Annotated in this window: 19 protein-coding genes; 12 read left to right on the plus strand and 7 right to left on the minus strand. The window is 65.8% G+C overall.

Features of this window, described 5'->3' with window-relative positions; translation table 11 throughout:
• Window positions 1-293: 293 nt before the first annotated feature.
• The 3 genes from AC2FME_RS04420 (at window position 294) to AC2FME_RS04430 (ending at window position 2,876) form a co-directional block, all read left to right on the plus strand.
• On the plus strand, window positions 294-1,481 hold the full coding sequence (locus tag AC2FME_RS04420) for an aspartate aminotransferase family protein (RefSeq protein ID WP_496799746.1): 1,188 nt from the start codon (window positions 294-296) through the stop codon (window positions 1,479-1,481).
• A gap of 67 nt (window positions 1,482-1,548) precedes the next feature.
• Entirely contained in the window at window positions 1,549-2,475 is a 927-nt protein-coding gene (gene argF / locus AC2FME_RS04425; protein WP_149775691.1) for an ornithine carbamoyltransferase, read from the plus strand.
• Window positions 2,476-2,531: 56 nt separating this feature from the next.
• The gene (locus AC2FME_RS04430) at window positions 2,532-2,876 is read left to right on the plus strand and encodes a 5-carboxymethyl-2-hydroxymuconate Delta-isomerase (protein ID WP_496684125.1); all 345 of its coding nucleotides are present in this window, start codon (window positions 2,532-2,534) and stop codon (window positions 2,874-2,876) included.
• Between the two features lie 14 nt (window positions 2,877-2,890).
• On the opposite strand, the gene AC2FME_RS04435 is transcribed toward AC2FME_RS04430, so the two are convergent.
• On the minus strand, window positions 2,891-3,496 hold the full coding sequence (locus AC2FME_RS04435; protein ID WP_496799747.1) for a ferric reductase-like transmembrane domain-containing protein: 606 nt from the start codon (window positions 3,494-3,496) through the stop codon (window positions 2,891-2,893).
• A gap of 5 nt (window positions 3,497-3,501) precedes the next feature.
• On the minus strand, window positions 3,502-3,990 hold the full coding sequence (locus AC2FME_RS04440) for a twin-arginine translocation pathway signal (RefSeq protein ID WP_496743177.1): 489 nt from the start codon (window positions 3,988-3,990) through the stop codon (window positions 3,502-3,504).
• Between the two features lie 206 nt (window positions 3,991-4,196).
• On the opposite strand from AC2FME_RS04440, the gene AC2FME_RS04445 reads away from it, so the two are divergent.
• From AC2FME_RS04445 to AC2FME_RS04455, 3 genes are all read left to right on the plus strand, one after another.
• The gene (locus AC2FME_RS04445; RefSeq protein WP_496799748.1) at window positions 4,197-5,039 is read left to right on the plus strand and encodes a phytanoyl-CoA dioxygenase family protein; all 843 of its coding nucleotides are present in this window, start codon (window positions 4,197-4,199) and stop codon (window positions 5,037-5,039) included.
• A 102-nt stretch (window positions 5,040-5,141) separates the two neighbouring features.
• Window positions 5,142-6,104 (plus strand): pirin family protein, encoded by a 963-nt coding sequence (locus AC2FME_RS04450; protein ID WP_496684119.1) that lies wholly within the window; start codon window positions 5,142-5,144, stop codon window positions 6,102-6,104.
• A gap of 78 nt (window positions 6,105-6,182) precedes the next feature.
• The gene (locus tag AC2FME_RS04455) at window positions 6,183-7,178 is read left to right on the plus strand and encodes a 2-dehydropantoate 2-reductase (RefSeq protein ID WP_496799749.1); all 996 of its coding nucleotides are present in this window, start codon (window positions 6,183-6,185) and stop codon (window positions 7,176-7,178) included.
• Here the strand turns inward: AC2FME_RS04455 and AC2FME_RS04460 are convergent.
• Window positions 7,175-7,630: an NUDIX hydrolase gene (locus AC2FME_RS04460; RefSeq protein WP_496799750.1), complete on the minus strand. Its 456-nt coding sequence runs from the start codon at window positions 7,628-7,630 to the stop codon at window positions 7,175-7,177. The genes AC2FME_RS04455 and AC2FME_RS04460 overlap by 4 nt on opposite strands.
• A gap of 70 nt (window positions 7,631-7,700) precedes the next feature.
• Complete coding sequence (gene hrpB / locus AC2FME_RS04465; protein ID WP_496799751.1) at window positions 7,701-10,151, minus strand: ATP-dependent helicase HrpB; 2,451 nt, start codon at window positions 10,149-10,151, stop codon at window positions 7,701-7,703.
• Window positions 10,152-10,277: 126 nt separating this feature from the next.
• Here hrpB and meaB point away from each other — a divergent pair, with 126 nt between their 5' ends.
• From meaB to AC2FME_RS04490, 5 genes are all read left to right on the plus strand, one after another.
• A complete protein-coding gene (gene meaB / locus AC2FME_RS04470) occupies window positions 10,278-11,255 on the plus strand; it encodes a methylmalonyl Co-A mutase-associated GTPase MeaB (protein WP_496799752.1) in 978 nt (325 codons plus the stop codon).
• Window positions 11,256-11,401: 146 nt separating this feature from the next.
• On the plus strand, window positions 11,402-12,553 hold the full coding sequence (locus AC2FME_RS04475) for a Hint domain-containing protein (RefSeq protein ID WP_496799753.1): 1,152 nt from the start codon (window positions 11,402-11,404) through the stop codon (window positions 12,551-12,553).
• 158 nt (window positions 12,554-12,711) lie between these two features.
• A complete protein-coding gene (gene rpmB / locus AC2FME_RS04480) occupies window positions 12,712-12,993 on the plus strand; it encodes a 50S ribosomal protein L28 (protein WP_496799754.1) in 282 nt (93 codons plus the stop codon).
• A gap of 440 nt (window positions 12,994-13,433) precedes the next feature.
• Window positions 13,434-13,823, plus strand: a complete 390-nt coding sequence (locus AC2FME_RS04485; RefSeq protein WP_496688488.1) for a hypothetical protein — start codon at window positions 13,434-13,436, stop codon at window positions 13,821-13,823.
• A gap of 44 nt (window positions 13,824-13,867) precedes the next feature.
• Window positions 13,868-14,335 (plus strand): copper chaperone PCu(A)C, encoded by a 468-nt coding sequence (locus tag AC2FME_RS04490; protein WP_496688489.1) that lies wholly within the window; start codon window positions 13,868-13,870, stop codon window positions 14,333-14,335.
• Between the two features lie 80 nt (window positions 14,336-14,415).
• On the opposite strand, the gene AC2FME_RS04495 is transcribed toward AC2FME_RS04490, so the two are convergent.
• Window positions 14,416-15,024, minus strand: a complete 609-nt coding sequence (locus tag AC2FME_RS04495; RefSeq protein WP_496799755.1) for an HdeD family acid-resistance protein — start codon at window positions 15,022-15,024, stop codon at window positions 14,416-14,418.
• A gap of 52 nt (window positions 15,025-15,076) precedes the next feature.
• Entirely contained in the window at window positions 15,077-15,772 is a 696-nt protein-coding gene (locus tag AC2FME_RS04500) for an NAD-dependent deacylase (RefSeq protein WP_496799756.1), read from the minus strand.
• 27 nt (window positions 15,773-15,799) lie between these two features.
• On the opposite strand from AC2FME_RS04500, the gene AC2FME_RS04505 reads away from it, so the two are divergent.
• The gene (locus AC2FME_RS04505; protein WP_496799757.1) at window positions 15,800-16,243 is read left to right on the plus strand and encodes a low molecular weight protein-tyrosine-phosphatase; all 444 of its coding nucleotides are present in this window, start codon (window positions 15,800-15,802) and stop codon (window positions 16,241-16,243) included.
• Here the strand turns inward: AC2FME_RS04505 and AC2FME_RS04510 are convergent.
• The gene (locus AC2FME_RS04510; protein ID WP_496799758.1) at window positions 16,240-17,193 is read right to left on the minus strand and encodes a LysR family transcriptional regulator; all 954 of its coding nucleotides are present in this window, start codon (window positions 17,191-17,193) and stop codon (window positions 16,240-16,242) included. The two genes, AC2FME_RS04505 and AC2FME_RS04510, sit on opposite strands and share 4 nt — an antisense overlap.
• Between the last annotated feature and the right edge of the window lie 50 nt (window positions 17,194-17,243).

The following is a 17,243-nucleotide window of genomic DNA, read 5'->3' on the forward strand; positions in this document are numbered from 1 at the left end:
CCCAGCGGTGCGGCAGCGCGGCCCGAATGACAAGCCCCAAACGCCCACGGTTCCAACAAATTCAACTGTCATCGCGATTTCGGCTTTTCACATCGTGACGGTCCCGCTATACGAGCACCCATGATCAAAACCGTGCATATCCTCCCGCTCCGACGCCGACGCATCACCGCGTAACCGGCCCGTTTGATCCTGCGCGCGCGACCCAAATCCGCGCATCTCTCACCAAATCTGTTGACGAACCCGGTCTCAGTGTTTCAGTCACTGGGTTCAAGTTTTCCAAAAAGGATGATCCGATGATCCCGTCCGTTCTGCCGACCTACAATCGTGCTCCGCTGACCTTCGTTAAGGGCGAAGGCGCTTGGCTGACCGAGGCGGACGGCCGACGTTTCCTTGACCTGGGCGCGGGGATCGCTGTGAACGCGCTGGGCCATGCCCACCCGGCCCTGGTCAATGCCTTGACCGAGCAGGCGCATGCGCTGTGGCACGTGTCGAACCTGTACCAGATTCCGCAACAGCAGGCGCTGGCCGACAAGCTGGTGGATCTGACCTTCGCCGACACGGTGTTCTTCACCAATTCGGGCGCCGAGTCCTGCGAACTGGCGGTCAAGATGGCCCGCAAGCATTTCCACGACAAGTGTCAGCCGGAAAAGGTCGAGATCATCACGTTCGAGGGGTCTTTCCACGGCCGGTCCTCGGCGGGCATCGCCGCGGCCGGGTCCGAGAAGATGACCAAGGGGTTCGGCCCGCTGCTGCCCGGGTTCGTGCATGTCGCCTTCGGCGATCTGGAGGGCGTGACCAACGCGATCAACGACAAAACCGCCGCGATCATGATCGAGCCGATCCAGGGCGAGGGCGGTATCCGCCCCGTCCCCGATGTCGAGCTCAAGGCCCTGCGCCAGATCTGCGACGACAACGGGCTGCTGCTGATCCTTGACGAGGTGCAGTGCGGCGTCGGCCGCACCGGGAAACTCTTTGCCCATGAATGGGCGGGCATTACGCCCGACATCATGATGGTGGCCAAGGGCATCGGCGGGGGCTTTCCACTGGGTGCGGTGCTGGCCACCGAAGCGGCCGCCAGCGGCATGACCGCGGGCACCCATGGGTCGACCTATGGCGGCAACCCGCTGGGCTGCGCGGTGGGCTGTGCGGTTCTGGACCATGTGGCGACCCCGGCCTTCCTGGACGGCGTCAACCGCAAGGCGGGGCTGTTGCGCCAAAAGCTCGAGGGCCTTGTCGCCGATCACCCCGACGTGTTCGAAGAGGTCCGCGGATCCGGCCTGATGCTGGGTTTGAAATGCAAGGCGCCCAACGCCGACGTGGTCACGGCCGGCTATGACAACGAAGTCATCACAGTGCCCGCGGCCGACAACGTGATCCGCCTGCTGCCGCCGCTGACCCTGACCGAGGATGACATCGCCCAGGCCCAGATCCGCCTCGAGAAAGCCGCCAGGCAGGTCCAAGACCAGCTCGCTTCGGCCTGACGCCCCCTATTCCCGAATTCGCCGGGGAAGACGCTTCCGGCAACCGACAGTGAAAAAGCGAACCGACATGAACCATTTTCTTGATATCCACAAAACCGACGCCGCCGCACTGCGGTCGATGATCGATCAGGCCGGCGCGATGAAGCAGGCCCGGTTGGGCCGTCCCAAGGCCGCACCCGACGACGAACAGCCGCTGGCCGGCCGCATGGTGGCGCTGATTTTCGAAAAACCCTCGACCCGGACCCGCGTTTCGTTCGATGTGGGCGTGCGCCAGATGGGCGGGCAAACCATGGTGCTGTCGGGCAAGGACATGCAGCTGGGCCATGGCGAGACTATCGCCGACACCGCCCGCGTGCTGTCGCGCTATGTCGACATGATCATGATCCGCACCTTCGACGAAACCATCCTGACCGAGATGGCCGAATACTCGGACGTGCCGGTGATCAATGGCCTGACCGACCGCACCCATCCTTGCCAGATCATGGCCGACGTGCTGACCTACGAGGAACACCGCGGCCCCATCGCCGGGAAAAAGGTGGTCTGGACGGGTGACGGCAACAATGTCTGTGCCTCGTTCCTGCACGCGGCGGGCCAGTTCGGTTTTGACCTGACCTTTACCGGCCCGGCCCAGTTCGACCCCGAAGAAGAGTTCATGGGCTTCGCCCGCCAGAAGGGCTCGAAAATCGTGATCGAGCGCGACCCATACAAGGCCGTCGAAGGCGCCGATCTTGTCGTGGCCGACACCTGGGTTTCGATGCACGACTCGCAGTCGGCCAAGGAGCGCCGCCACAACCTGCTGCGGCCCTATCAGGTCAACGCGGAACTCATGTCCCACGCCAAACCCGATGCGCTGTTCATGCACTGCCTGCCCGCCCACCGCGAGGAGGAAGCGACCTCCGAGGTGATGGACGGGCCGAACTCGGTGATCTTTGACGAGGCCGAAAACCGCCTGCACGCGCAGAAGGCGGTGATGCGCTGGTGTTTGGGGGTCTGAAGCCCCTTAGAAATTCTATGGGAGCCGCTGGTTCTCTTTCAATTCTGGAGGCTCCCATGCCGCACGTCGTCCTGGAATTTTCAGCCGGGCTTGAGCAATCGCATGATTTTCAAGCCATATGCGAAGATCTCTATAAGGTCCTCGCCACGCATGAGGAATTTGACGCACCAACGCTCAAAATTCGCGCGATGCCGATCCCGTATTCCCACATCGGGACCGAGCCGCAGACGTTCATTCATGCCACTCTATTCCTGATGCAGGGCCGGGACGAGCCGACGCGAACCGAACTGAACACAATCATTCTGGATGTTCTGGCCGCCGGTGCACCGGCGGTCGGCAGCATCACGGTGCGGGATGTAGAGATGAACCGCGCCACCTATGCAAAGCGCCTGGCGACCTGAGCTGCGCCTGCCGTCTAAACTCGCGGTTTCACGTCCCAGACCTGCAATCTGATCAAGGCCCCGACGCATGCGAACGATACAAGCCCACACAATGCGGCTTTGGTGACGGTTTCCATTGCGCCCTCGATCAGCAGGGCATGTACGACGGTGCCTATAATTGTCACCAGCGCAAGACTGGCATGGGCCAACCGCCAAAGGCGGAACCGCCATCCCAGCCGGCTGCGCAGCGCGGCCAGCGCCACGGCGGCGAACGCTGCCAACATGGCCACCACGCCCCAGGCCGAGAAAGGGGTAGGCGACCGGAAAAGCAGGGCATCCACCAAATCCGGGGGGCTGGTGACCCACAGCCCGCCGACGTGCAGGACAATCATGGCGATCAGGGTGATCCCGACCCAGCGGTGCACCATTCGGCCGCTCATCGCCGTCAGCCCCGGCAACACGCGCGCGGCCAGCAGCGGCTGTACCAGAAGCAATCCCAACCCGATGATCCCGGCAAAGCCTGCTGCGATGTAGATCGGGCTGCGCCATGCCAGATACGGGCTGAACCCCGCCACCACCACAGGCACCGCAACGGCGGCGATCAGCGCCAGCCAGACCGCGAGGACGCCCGGGCGCGGCACCGGGTTCAGACCGGTTGCAGAACGAAATGCGCGGCGAGGGTCTTGTCGCGCGCACTGGACATGATCGGGCGCAGGAACACGGTCTCAAATTCGCCGCTGTCATAGGCCAGATGTCCGTGCGGCTGACCAAAGGCGGGCACGATCTGCGGCATCTCTAGCCGGAATTCTCCGTTCGCATCGGTCAGGGTGGCGCCGTGGCTCTGAGGATCGCGCTCGTGGCCTTCGGTGGTATGCGCCCAGATCTGGATGCGCTGACCTGGCAGGGGCGCGCCGTCGCCGGCCCGCCTTACTGTGCCGGTCATCCAGAAGCCGCCGCCGCCGATCCGGTCGACGATCGGCGCGCCCGGGCGATAGTTGTTCGATCCGCCCCGCATCGACGGAGTGGGGGCCAGGCCCTCAGCCCGCGCGGGCAGGATCAGGCCGCTGCCGGCCGTGGCGACCAGTGCGGTACCGGCCACCAACATGGTTCTTCGGTTCAGTGAATCTCCGGGCATCTAAACCTCTCCTGTGCTGACCCGGCAGCTGTTCCAACCGCCACAGTGGAAGAATAGCACGATCGCGGCTCATTCCGAGCGTTCCGGGCAAAAACCGGCCAACCGGCGGACGAAAGCGCATGGAATGGACCAAGGCGGCAATAATCTTTGACGCCTGCGCCATTCGGGTGCGATCCTTTTCTTTGCGCCACCAAGGGGGGAAGCCGATGACAGATGCCAACCTGCTGACAAAGGATGAAATCGCCGCCTTCCACCGCGATGGTGCGGTGGTGCTGCGCCAGAAATTCAGCGCAGACTGGCTTGAGTTGCTGCGCGCGGGCATTGACGCTGATCTGGAGACCCCGACCGAGAACTTCACCCGCCACACCAAGGACCCGGACGCGCCTGCCTATCTTGAGGATTACTGGGCCTGGTGCAAGATCCCCCAGTTCGAGGAATTCGTCCGCAACTCGCCCTGCGCGCCGATAGCTTCCGAATTGCTGGGCGCCGCGCCGATCAATCTGGTGATGGACAACTGGTTCCTGCGCGAGGCCGGATCGACCTCGCGCCCGCCATTCCATCAGGACCTGTCCTATTTCGATTTTGAAGGCTCGATGTGCGTGCTGTGGCTGCCGCTTGAACCGGTCAGCAAGAACAACGGGATCGCTTTCGTGCGCGGCTCGCACCTGTGGGACAAGCTGTTCATGCGCGTACGCTTTGCCGACGGGCACCCCAGTTACGAACCCACGCAGGTTGCAGGCCGCACCTATCACCCGCCACCGGACGTGAATGCCGATCCCGGCGCTTATGACCTGCTGCAATGGGATATGGATCTGGGCGACTGCATCTATTTCGACATGCGCACGCTGCACGGGGGGCTGTCCTCGGTCACGCCCACGGAAACCGTGCGCCGCTTCACCCTGCGCATGACCGGGCCGGACGGGGTGATCCGGTATCGCGGCGATTGGGCCAAGGAGGAGCGGGCGCAGTTTGAGGCCGCCGGCTATGCCGAGGGCGACCGGATCGCCGGCCCGTTCTTCCCGCAGCTCTGGCCCCGCGCACAGGGCTGATCCGGGCTGCAGCCTATCTGTGCGCAGATGCACTTTGTCCGCCGGTATTTTGCGCTAGATTGGCAAGAGTGAACATCCCGCCGCACTGGATTGGAGGCCGACATGAGCTGGAACCCCACCCACAGCCCCGAATGCGTCAGCGAAGGTTCGGCGCTGGAAACCCTGATCATCCCGCGCGCCCGCGATCTGGGCGGGTTCGAAGTGCGCCGCGCGCTGCCCTCGGTCAAGCGCCAGTTGGTGGGGCCCTTCATCTTTTTCGACCAGATGGGACCGGCCGAGTTCATCACCGATGGCGGCATCGACGTACGCCCGCATCCGCATATCGGGCTGGGCACCGTTACTTATCTGTACCAGGGCGAATTTGAACATCGCGACAGCCTAGGAACCCATCAGATGATCTATCCCGGCGAGGTCAACTGGATGGTCGCGGGCCGCGGCGTCACCCATTCCGAACGCACCAGCGCCGAAACCCGCGCCAAGCGGCACAGCCTGTTCGGCATCCAGACCTGGATCGCGCTGCCCGAAGCGCACGAAGACATGGCCCCCGATTTCGAACATCACAAGCAGGCCGCGTTGCCACATATCCAGGATGCCGGTGTCAGCGCCCGGCTGATCCTCGGCTCGGCCTATGGGGAAACCAGCCCGGTCACGATGCTGTCGGAAACCTTCTATCTGGACGTGCAACTGGACCCCGGCGCTGCCTTCCCGTTGCCCGACGATCACGAGGATCGGGGCGTCTACGTCACCCAAGGCTCGGTCGAGATCGCGGGTGACCGGTTCGAGGAAGGCCGCATGATGGTCTTCCGCCCGGGTGACCGCCTGTCGGTGACTGCCGGGCCGGCGGGGGCGCGGCTGATGGTGCTGGGCGGAGCCACGATGAATGAGGATCGGTATATCTGGTGGAACTTCGTTTCTTCCTCGAAGGACAAGATCGAAACGGCGATCCGCGAATGGAAATCCGCCGATTGGGCAAACGGCGCCTTCCACCTGCCGCCGGGGGACGAGGACGAGTTCATTCCGATTACCCCGGAACTGGAACGCACCAAGCCCCGGCGCGCGCGCTGAACGTCACGTCAGCGCCCGCCCGGCTTGCCTGCCCGAGGGATCCCGGCGATCCTTAGCGGCAAACGGGAAGGGGACGGCATGAGACTGGTGATCGCGGGCGCGGGCAGCATCGGATGCTATTGCGGGGGGCTGTTGGCCGATGCCGGCCACCGCGTCACGCTGCTGGGCCGGGCGCGGGTGCTGGACTCGATCCGGCAGAACGGGCTGACCGCGACCGACTATTCGGGCCTGCGCAAAACGATCCCTGCCGACCGTCTGACCCTTTCTGAAGACCCTGCCTGTCTGTCCGACGCCGATCTGGTTCTGGTCACAGTGAAAACCGGCGCCACCGTCGAAATGGCCGGCCTAATCGCCGCGTACACCCCGGCCGCGGCCCCGGTCATTTCGTGGCAGAACGGGATGGAAAACGCCCGCACCCTGCGCACCGCGCTGCCCGGACGGGACGTGCGCGCCGGGATGGTGCCGTTCAACGTGGTGCCTGCCGGTCCGGCCACCTGGCATCGCGCGACATCCGGCGACATCGTGATCGAGTCCGGTCCCGGCGCGCTGGCCCGCCGCCTGTCCACGCCCGATCTGCCCGTCACCGAAACCGACGGGATCGAGGCGGTGCAATGGGGCAAGCTGGTCATCAACCTCAACAATGCGCTGAACGCGCTGTCGGGTCTGACCCTGCGCGAGCAGCTGTTGAACCGCGACTGGCGCCGCTTGATGGCTGACCAGATGGCCGAGGCGCTGGCGGTTCTGGCCGCCTCCGGGCGCCCCGTGGCCTCTACCACGCCGCTGCCGGCCTCGATGACGCCGCATATCCTGCGCCTGCCCACGCCGCTGTTTTCGCGCATCGCGGCGCGGATGCTGACGATCGACCCCGCCGCGCGCACCTCGATGGCCTATGATCTGGATGCCGGTCGCCCGACCGAAATCGACAGCCTGCAGGGCGAGATCATCCGCTTGGGCCGCGAAACCGGCACGCCGACCCCGATCTGCGACCGGGTGGCAGAGCTGATCACGCAGGGCGATACGGGTCCGCTGACCCCCGACCAGATTCGTGCCGGGCTGCGCTCTGCCGTTGGTTAGATCCGCAACAGCAGCTTTTTCAGCTCCGGTTCGTGGACGCGTTCGGACGCCTCTTGCGGCGAGACCCATTCGCGGGTGCGTTCGTGCATTTCGGGAAATTCATCGGCCAGATCGGTGACCCGCAGCCGATAGACCGTGGTGCAAACCGGATCGATCGCGCCGCTTTTGCGGACCTTGCCGTAGCAATAGCTGCCGACCGGCTCCGGATCGACCTCGGCGTTGCGCACGCCGGCCTCTTCCCAGGCCTCCTGCGCTGCGGCCTCGGCCCCGTTCAGCCCGTCAATCGGCCAGCCCTTGGGGATGATCCACCGCCCGGTGTCGCGACTGGTGACCATCAGCACCTGCGTATCGCGGTCATCGCCACGGGTACAAAGCGCCGCGAACTGCACGAGGCGCGGACGCTGAAACAGGGGTTTCAGGACCCCCTCCCAGAATTTTTGCAGCCATGTCATTGCGGGTGCCTGCCGTTTTTTGTTGTTCTGCCTTCAGGACGGCGAGAGATATCAACCTGACAGGCGGTATTCAAGCACCCCTGCGTTTGGCCCGCAGGGTCGGGTCGGCCTGGGTCGGGTCCTCGGGCCAGGGGTGCTTGGGGTATTGCGCGCGCATGTCCTTGCGTACATCTGCATAGGACCCGGCCCAGAACCCCGGCAGGTCGCGGGTGATCTGGATCGGGCGTTGCGCGGGGGACAGAAGGGTGACCTTCAGCGGCTCGCCCCCCACCATCGGGTGCTGGGTAACCCCGAACATCTCCTGCAGGCGGACCGCGATCTCGGGCACCGCTTTGCCATAGTCGATCGGGACCTTGCGCCCCAGTGGCGTGACAAAGGCCGGGGGCGCGCGGCGGTCCAGTTCCTGCATCTGGTCCCAACTCAGCCGCGCCTGAAGGGCGGGCAGCAGGTCGAACCGTTTCCAATCCTCGGCGCTGCGCACGCCGGTCAGCATCGGCAGCAGCCAGTCCTCGAGCGTTGTCATCAGCCCGCTTTCCGAGAAATCGGGCAGGTCGACGCCTGCCGCCCGCACCAGCTCGACCCGCGCGGCCAGTCGCGCAGCCTTGCCCTCCAGCCTCAGGCCCAGATCGCGCACGCCGTCTAGCATCGCGCGGGCCACGGACTCGTCGGACACGTCCTTCCAGATGCGGTCATCGAGCACCAGCGCACCGAACCGTTCCTGCCGCCGGGCCACCACCCGGCGGTCCCGTTTCGACCAAGCGCAGGTCTCGACCCATTCGATCTGGTCGGCGAACAACGCGCGGATCTCGGCTTCGGTGATCTGCGCGGCCATGCGCAGCCGGGCCTCGCGCGGGTTGCCGTCAGTGTCGATCGCCACAAGGTACGGCGCTGCGGCCATCGGGTCGCCGGGGTCCATCACCACGCCCTTGCCGCCCGACAGCACATAGCGCGGCGCGTCGCCCTTGCGCCTCTGCCCGACCCGGTCGGGATAGGCCAGCGCGGCCATCGCCGCCGGGCCCAGCGGGTCGCCTTCAGTCTTGATCTGGCCGTGCAGCCGCTTCGCCTCGGACCGGATCCGGTCCAGAACGCCGGGACTGGCGGGCCAGACCCGGTTGCGCTGGTAGGCGCGCGGATCGCGCAGCGCCTCGAGCCGCAGCGACAGGTCCACTGGAGCGCCCTTCAGCGGGTCGCGCTCGGCCATCAGGGCAGCCAGCGGGGCGGCCTGCGCGCCGGCCGTTACCAGCATGTGTCCCAACCGCGGATGCAGGGGCAGGCCAGCCAGTGCGCGGCCATGTTCGGTGATACGGCCCTTGCCGTCCAACGCGCCCAGCATCCGCAGCAGCGCGCGCGCCTCGGCCAGCGCCCCCTCGGGCGGTGGTGTCAGAAAGGCCAGATCCTGCGGCTCGGCCCCCCACAGGGCCAGTTCCAGCGCAAGTCCGGTCAGGTCGGCGGCCTCGATCTCGGCGGGTGGAAAGGCGGGCAGGGCGCCTTCCTCACCCTTGGACCACAGGCGAAAGCACAGCCCTTCGGCCACGCGGCCCGCGCGGCCCGCGCGTTGGGTCGCCTCGGCGCGGGTGACGCGCTCGGTCACCAGCCGCGACATGCCCGAGCCCGGATCGAACCGCGCGCGGCGGGCCTGTCCCATGTCCACTACCACCCGGATGTCCGGAATGGTCAGCGAGGTCTCGGCGATCGAGGTGGCCAACACCACCTTGCGCCCGGCCTCGGCCGGCGCAAGGGCGGCGCGCTGGGCGGCAAAGGGCAGGGCGCCGAACAGCGGCCGGATCGCGCAATCGCCGGGCAGCCGGCCGGCCAGCGCGGCCTCGGCCCGGCGGATCTCGCCCTCGCCGGGCAGGAACACCAGAATGCCGCCGCCGGTGGCGCGGGTCTCGCGCTCGGCCTGAACCACCAGGTCGACCAACGCGTCCAGCCGCCGCGCCTGCGGGCCCAGCGGGCGGTCCAGCCAGCGGGTCTGAACCGGAAAACTGCGCCCTTCGGATGTCACCAGCGGCGCGTCCATCAACCGCGCCACCGGATCGGCATCCAGAGTGGCCGACATCGCCAGCAGGATCAGGTCGTCGCGCAGCGCACCGGCGACCTCGAGACACAGGGCCAGCCCCAGATCGGCGTTCAAAGAGCGTTCGTGGAATTCGTCGAAGATCACCGCGCCCACACCGGGCAGGTCGGGTTCGGATTGCAGCATCCGGGTCAGGATGCCTTCGGTCACCACCTCGATCCGGGTGGCTTTCGACACTTTCGCCTCGCCCCGCACGCGATAGCCGACGGTCTGGCCCGCGCGTTCGCCCAGTGTCTCGGCCATGCGTTCGGCGGCGGCGCGGGCGGCCAGCCGCCGCGGTTCCAGCATCACGATCCGCCCGTCGCACAGGCCGGCGTCGCGCATCGCCAGCGGCACGCGCGTGGTCTTGCCGGCCCCGGGCGGAGCCTGCAGCACTGCGCGGCCGCGCGCGCGCAGCGCGGCGATCAGGTCGGGCAGGGCATCGTCGATCGGTAGACGGGTCATGCCGCCTTATCGCCAAAGCCCCGTCCAAGGTCCAGAACGCCTGCGTCAAATCCCGCGCGCGGCGGTACTGGACAAACTCGGCCCATCCCCGTCATCTAGGGCAGATTTCGACGAAGGACCCCGCCCATGACCACAGCCGAGCTTGCCGACAGGATCCTCAAAGGCGACCGCCGGGCGCTGGCCCGCGCGATCACCCTTGTCGAAAGCACCCGCGCCGATCACCGCGCCCAAACGGCGCAGCTGCTCGACGCTCTGTCGGGCGCCGGGCGGCAGGCGCTGCGCATCGGCCTGTCGGGAACGCCGGGGGTAGGCAAATCCACCTTCATCGAGAGTTTCGGCATGATGCTGATCGGGCAGGGACTGCGGGTGGCGGTTCTGGCGGTCGATCCCAGCTCGGCCCGGTCCGGCGGCTCGATCCTAGGCGACAAGACCCGGATGGAACGCCTCAGCCGCGAGCCGAACGCCTTCATCCGCCCCTCACCCAGCCAGAGCCATCTGGGCGGCGTCGCCCGCCGCACGCGCGAGGCCATCGCCCTGTGCGAGGCGGCCGGGTTCGACGTGGTGCTGATCGAAACGGTGGGCGTGGGCCAGTCGGAGACCGTGGTGTCGGAAATGTCTGACCTGTTCCTTCTGTTGTTGGCCCCGGCCGGCGGGGACGAATTGCAGGGCGTCAAGCGGGGCATCATGGAGATGGCCGACATGATCCTTGTGAACAAGGCCGACGGCGACCTGAAAGCCACCGCTACCCGCACCTGCGCCGATTATGCCGGGGCGCTGCGCCTGCTGCGTAAACGCCCGCAGGACCCCGAGGGATTTCCCAAGGCGATGACAGTCTCGGCGGTCGAGGAGCGCGGCCTGGACCAGGCCTGGGCCGAGATGCAGGCCCTGGCCGACTGGCGCAAACAGAACGGGCATTGGGATGCCAACCGCGCCGAACAGGCCCGCTATTGGTTCGACCAAGAGGTGCGTCACGCCCTGCTCGCCAAGCTGGAGACCCCGCGGGCCCGGTCCGAGATGGATCGGCTGGGCGCCGAGGTCGGGGCAGGGCGGCTCAGCCCCTCGGCCGCGGCTGAACGGATGTTGCAGGCGCTTGCGCAGATCTAGGCGCCCTTTGGGCGCGGCAACGAAAGCTTTGTGCAGCAGCGTGTTGTCATGTAGCCTGAACGCGAAAACCGAGGCCGGCCGGCTGCATTTGACAGGGCGCCATATCTTGCACGCAGGACGGGCAAACGCGACGGGACGGGCCGACCATGCCCAATATCAACGGGACGAATGGCAACGACAATATCGATGTCAGCAATGACAGCGGTACGCTGAACGGCTCTCCGCAAGGCAGCCCGATCGACGGCATTCGCGCGCGTGGCGGCAATGATGTCGTGACCGTTTCCAACAGTACGATTTCCGGTTCGGTGCGCGGCAATGCCGGGATCGACACGCTGACGATCATCAACAGCGCCATTGGCGGTCGCCTGACCGCCGGTGCCGACGACGACACCGTGACGGTGCAAGGCTCGACCATCGGCAACATCCGCCTCGGCAGTGGCAATGACACGTTGACGCTGCAGGCAACCTCGGTGTCCGGCGACATCCAGGGCGGGTCGGGTAGCGATACGCTCAACTTGCCGGCCGGGACGGTCGTCACCGACAGCAGCTTTGGCACGTTCACTGTCGTCGATGGCACCAGCTATTCTCTGACCAGCGGATCCTTCGCCCTGCCATCCGGCCAGACGATCACCTATTCGCAGTTCGAAAAAGGATCCGGCGTCCCCTGCTTCACCCGTGGCGCGCGCATCCTGACACCGCATGGTCCGGTGCCCATCCAGAACCTGCGCCTTGGGCAGCTGGTCCGGACCGATTCGGGCGGCGACCAGCCGATCCGCTGGATCGGATGTCGCGCGTTCAGCGCGACCGAGATCCGGGCAAACCCCAAGCTGGCCCCGGTGCGGATCCTTGCCGGTGCGCTTGGAGCCGGGCTGCCTGCGCGCGATCTGCTGGTGTCTCGGCAGCACCGGATGCTGGTCCAGTCCCCCATCGCGCGGCGCATGTTCGGGCAGGATCAGGTGTTGATCCCCGCCATCAGGCTGACGGCGCTGCCGGGCATCTTCGTCGATGACGCCATTCCGGGGGTGGAGTATTTCCACCTGCTGTTCGACCAGCACCGAATCGTGTTTGCCGAGGGCGCTCCAACCGAAAGCCTGTTCACCGGCCCCGAGGCGCTGCGGTCGCTGGGCGCGAAAGCGCGAGAAGAGATCCTCGCCATCTTTCCGCAATTGGCAGGCGGGGTTCACGTGTCGAACCCGGCCCGCACCATTCCACGCGGGCGCCAGCAGGCCCGATTAATCGCGCGGCACCTGCGCAACGCAAAACCGTTGCTGGCCGAAAACTGGGGTGCGGGGACATGATCGGGAGGGGGAGCAAAGATTTCGCGCTACCCGTCTTGACCCTTGAAGCGATTCCCACTAAACGCATCCAACCAGTTTTCGGGCGCGACTTCGGGTTGCGCCCCTTGTGATTTGGCCGCGTGCAGCAGCCCGGCCCACCAGAAACAAAGGATGAAACCATGTCGCGCCGTTGCGAACTGACCGGAAAAGGCCCGATGACTGGCAACAATGTCAGCCACGCCAACAACAAAACCAAGCGTCGCTTTCTGCCCAACCTGAACGACGTGACCCTGCAGTCTGAAACGCTGGGTCGCGGCGTCAAGCTGCGCATCTCGGCGGCTGCCCTGCGCTCGGTCGACCACCGCGGTGGTCTGGACGCCTTCCTGGCCAAGGCCAAGGATGAGGATCTGTCCCCGAACGCACTGAAAGTGAAGAAGGAAATCGCCAAGGCACAAGCCTAGGCCTGATTTCCCCACAGGTCTTGTTTTTAGCCCCCGTGCCTGTTGGCGCGGGGGCTCTTCGTTGCGCAGACATCTTTGTACGGGTTTGGGCCTTCGCGGGCGCGCATCCTTGACGCCAAACAATTTCGCGTCAAACGGTGAAATTGTTCACATACAATGCGCGAGAATCTTCTTAAGCATGTACGTATTGCAGCGGCGGAGCGATGAGATGTCTGCGAAAACCTCCAAATTTCTTTCAGTCCTTTCGACAATTCTGGTCGAGTCGGTATCCATTTGCACCCGGATGCAACGGCGGGTGAACCGCCTGCACACAGGCCTGACGACCCAGCGCGACGACCGCGATTTTTTCTGACCTCCCTGACAACTGGACACGGGGCAGCCCATTTTTTGGCCGCCCCGTTTTTTTGCAGCGCCAAACTGTCTCAGGCGGGTCAATCCCCTTGTCGGATTTCCTCGATCGCGCCTATACCTCGGGCGAGATGACCCGGACCCTGCGTACGATCCTGCCGATTGCCCTGTCGCTGCTTCTTGCGCTGACAGCACAGAGCGTTGCCGCCTCGCGCGGCATGGACAGGGCCGTGGGGCAGATGGTGCTGTGTACCGGCACGGGGCCGGTCGTGGTCTACATGGACGAAAACGGCCAGCCGACCAAGGCGCCGCATTATTGCCCGGACTATGCTCTCAGTCTTCTGGGGGCGGTGTTTGCCGACCAGCTACCGCATCCTCTTGCACCGGATCGGGTCCAGCCCGGCCCGCTGCGCGGAACCTCTGATTTGGTGGTCGCGCTGGTCCACGGTCAATCGGCCAGGGGGCCTCCGATCCGCGTCTGAGATCGTTTCCAAAACATTCAGACACGTTTCAAGGAGAGGTCCAAATGCGCTTCCAATCCACTTTTCTGGCCACTTTGGCTGCTACCGTCTTGTCCACCGCCGCTTTTGCCGACAGCATCATCTCGGTCGAGGATGCTTATGCCCGATCCTCGGGCATGAACGCCAAGGCCGGTGCGGCATTCATGATGATCAAGAACACCGGCGACACCGATGACCGGTTGGTTTCGGCCCAGTCGGACGTCGCCGCGCGGGTCGAGCTGCACACGCACAAGATCGACGAGAACGGCGTCGCCAAGATGATGCAGGTCGAGGAAGGCTTTGCCATCCCGGCCGGCGAAGCCCACATGCTGCAACGTGGCGGCGACCACGTGATGTTCATGGGGATCAAAAAGCCGTTCGAGCAGGGTGCGAAAATTCCGGTCACGCTGGTGTTCGAGCAGGCCGGCGAGGTGCAGGTCGAGATCCCAGTCGATCTCGAGCGCCAGGACGGTCACATGAAGCATTCGAACTGACGGCACGCCTGTCTTCTGGCCGCGCTGCGGCCGTCATCCATGCGTCAGGCCGGGCAATGCCCGGCCTGTTTGCGTCGGCCCTATCTGTTGACGGTGCGGATGGTCACCCGATCGCCCGCGCGCTTGAACCGGGCCGCCATGAACAGCATGACCGCAGCGAAAGCCAGCGCGGAAAAGGCGATGGCCCATCCCAGCGCCACCAGCCCGCTGCCGGGCCAGAAGATCAGCACCAGCCCGATCACCAGCGCCACAAGGCCCGAGTTGCGCACCGTGGCTCGCTCGGGATCCAGCGGGTGCATCTGACCCAGCGACATCAGCGACCCGATGCCGATGATCAGCGCCCAGGCCCCCAGCAGGAAGAATGCCAGCTTTGCGGTGCCCTCGGGCCAGATCAGCAGGACCAGCCCAATCAGCACCGCGCCGATACCCGCGCCGCCGATCAGCCCGCGCCGGCCAAAGCCCAGCAGCGTCAGCCCGCCATCGAGGATCAGCAGAACACCCACCAGCCGCAGCAGCAGCGCGATGCTGCCGGTGGGCCAGAACAGCGCGGCGATGCCCACCGCCCCTGCCAGCAACCCGCGCAAGAGGAAGGTCCACCAAAGCTCGGCCAGGGTTTCCCCAAGCGCCGCACGCCCATCCAGCGCGCCGTCATCCAGGATCTCGCCCTGCGGCCTATCCGGTTCGGTCATTGCAAACTCCCTGTCTGGTTTGGTTCAGCATAGCCCGCGGGACGGCCTCAAGTCACCTCTGACCCAGCAGGCGATCGACCCAGTGCGGCACCACCCGCGTTGCCGGTCCGAACAGGGTTTGGTCGAAACTGGAGGCGCCGGCCGAGGGCTCCAGGTTCAGCTCGACCGTTCGCGCACCGGCGGCGATGGCCTCGTGCACGAAGGCCGCGGCCGGGTAGACCTGTCCCGAGGTGCCGATGGCCGCAAAGATATCGGCCTGCGCCAGGTGGCCATAGATCTGATCCATGAAATACGGCATCTCGCCGAACCAGACGATATCGGGCCGCGCGGTCGGAGCGGTGCAGACGGGGCAGGGTTCATCCACAGCCATTTTGGCCGGGGCGGGCCAGCGGTGGCCACAGGCCGCGCAGAGCGCGCCCGCCAACGTGCCGTGCATGTGGATCACGCCCGACGCGCCCCCGGCTTCGTGCAGGCCATCCACGTTCTGCGTCACGATCACCACCTCGCCGGGCCAGTCGCGCTGCAGCCAGGCCAGGGCCCGGTGGGCCGCGTTCGGTTGCGCCTGCGCCGCCTGCACCCGGCGCTTGTTGTAGAAGGCGTGAACCAGCGCGGGGTCGCGGGCAAAGCCCTCGGGGGTGGCCACGTCCTCGATCCGGTGTCGCGCCCACAGCCCGCCTTCATCGCGAAAGGTGCCCAGCCCGCTTTCGGCCGAAATTCCGGCCCCGGTCAAAATCACGATCTTTTCCATCCACCCTCCGCGCGCTAAACCCATGTCATGTCACAGCGTATCCTGTTTGTCTGTCTCGGCAATATCTGCCGCTCGCCCGCCGCTGAGGGCGTTTTCCGCGCCCGCGCGCACCACCACGCCGCCGACAGCGCCGGCACCTCGGACTGGCATGTAGGCGAGCCGCCCTATGGCCCGATGCAGCGCGCAGCCCGTGCCCGTGGGCTGGACCTGAGTGACCTGCGCGCGCGCCAGTTCCTCGCCGCCGATTTCGACCGGTTCGACCTGATCGTCGGGATGGATGACGGCAACATCGCCAAGATCGAAGCGCTTCGCCCGGCGGGCAACGCAACCCCGGTGCGCCTGTTGACCGATTTCGCGGCCCAGACCGGCGCCGATCATGTGCCCGATCCGTATTATTCGCGCGACTTCGATGGCGCGCTGGATCTGATCGAAACCGCCATCGACGGGCTGATCGCGTATCTGGATGCCTAACCGCCGATCACCCTGAACTGCCCGGACAGCCAGGGCAGGCGGGTCAGGCAAGGGTCGATCATCTGGCTCTGCATCAGGTGGCGGGTCATGCCGGCCACCTCGCGCGGGACCTGATCGGACCAGTCCGATCGGGTGAACAGGGAAATCCTGCGCGACGCCGCGCCGAACGGGGCGGGGTGCACCTCGAGCCCGTCATGGAACCGGGCGGCCCGCATGTAGCCCAGCGGTGTGGTGATCGCCCAACCCAGCCCCCGCGCGACCATCGCCATCAGCGCCAGGTGCGAGCCGATCTCGAACCGGTCCTCGAACTCAAGCTGCGCGCGGGCCAGATGGCTTTCGATCTGGCGGCTGATCAGCTGTTCGCGCGCATAGCGCAGAAACGGCAGGGACCGCAGCGCTTCCTCGTCCAAAGCGCTGCCGTTGGGCGCCACAAGAATGAACGGGTCCTGCACCAGCGGATATTCGACCACGTCCTCCAGAACCTCGCCGCTGTGGGCCGATACGGCCATGTGCAGGCTCTGGTCTTCGAGCGCGCGGAACAGATCCAGGCTCGACAGGGTGATCAGCTTGAATCGCGACCGGGTCAGACGCTCGGCCAGAAGCGTGGCCAGGCGAGGGGTCAGGTCATTGTCGAAATCGTCGATCAGCCCGATCGACAGGGTTGTCAAATGGCCCAGGTCCATGACCGAAAGCTCGCTTTGGGCCATCTGCAGCTCGGCCAGAACCGCCTCGGCCCGGGCCAGAAAGCTGCGCCCGGCGGGTGTCAGGCGCATGGGGCGGCGGCCGTGATCGACCAGATCGGTGCCTAACGCCTTTTCCAGATTGCGCAACTGCTGGCTGACCGACGGCTGGCTGAGCCCCGTGATCTCGGCGGCCTGCGCCACCGAACCGGTCCGCGCAAGGGCCGCAAATACTTCCAGCCCACGCAGGGTCAGCCCCTTCATTCCCATGCAACACACCTTTCGCTGCGCCATTCCTGCGGTTCGGCACAGGTCAGGTC

The organism is Ruegeria sp. BHSC026, assembly GCF_059613065.1.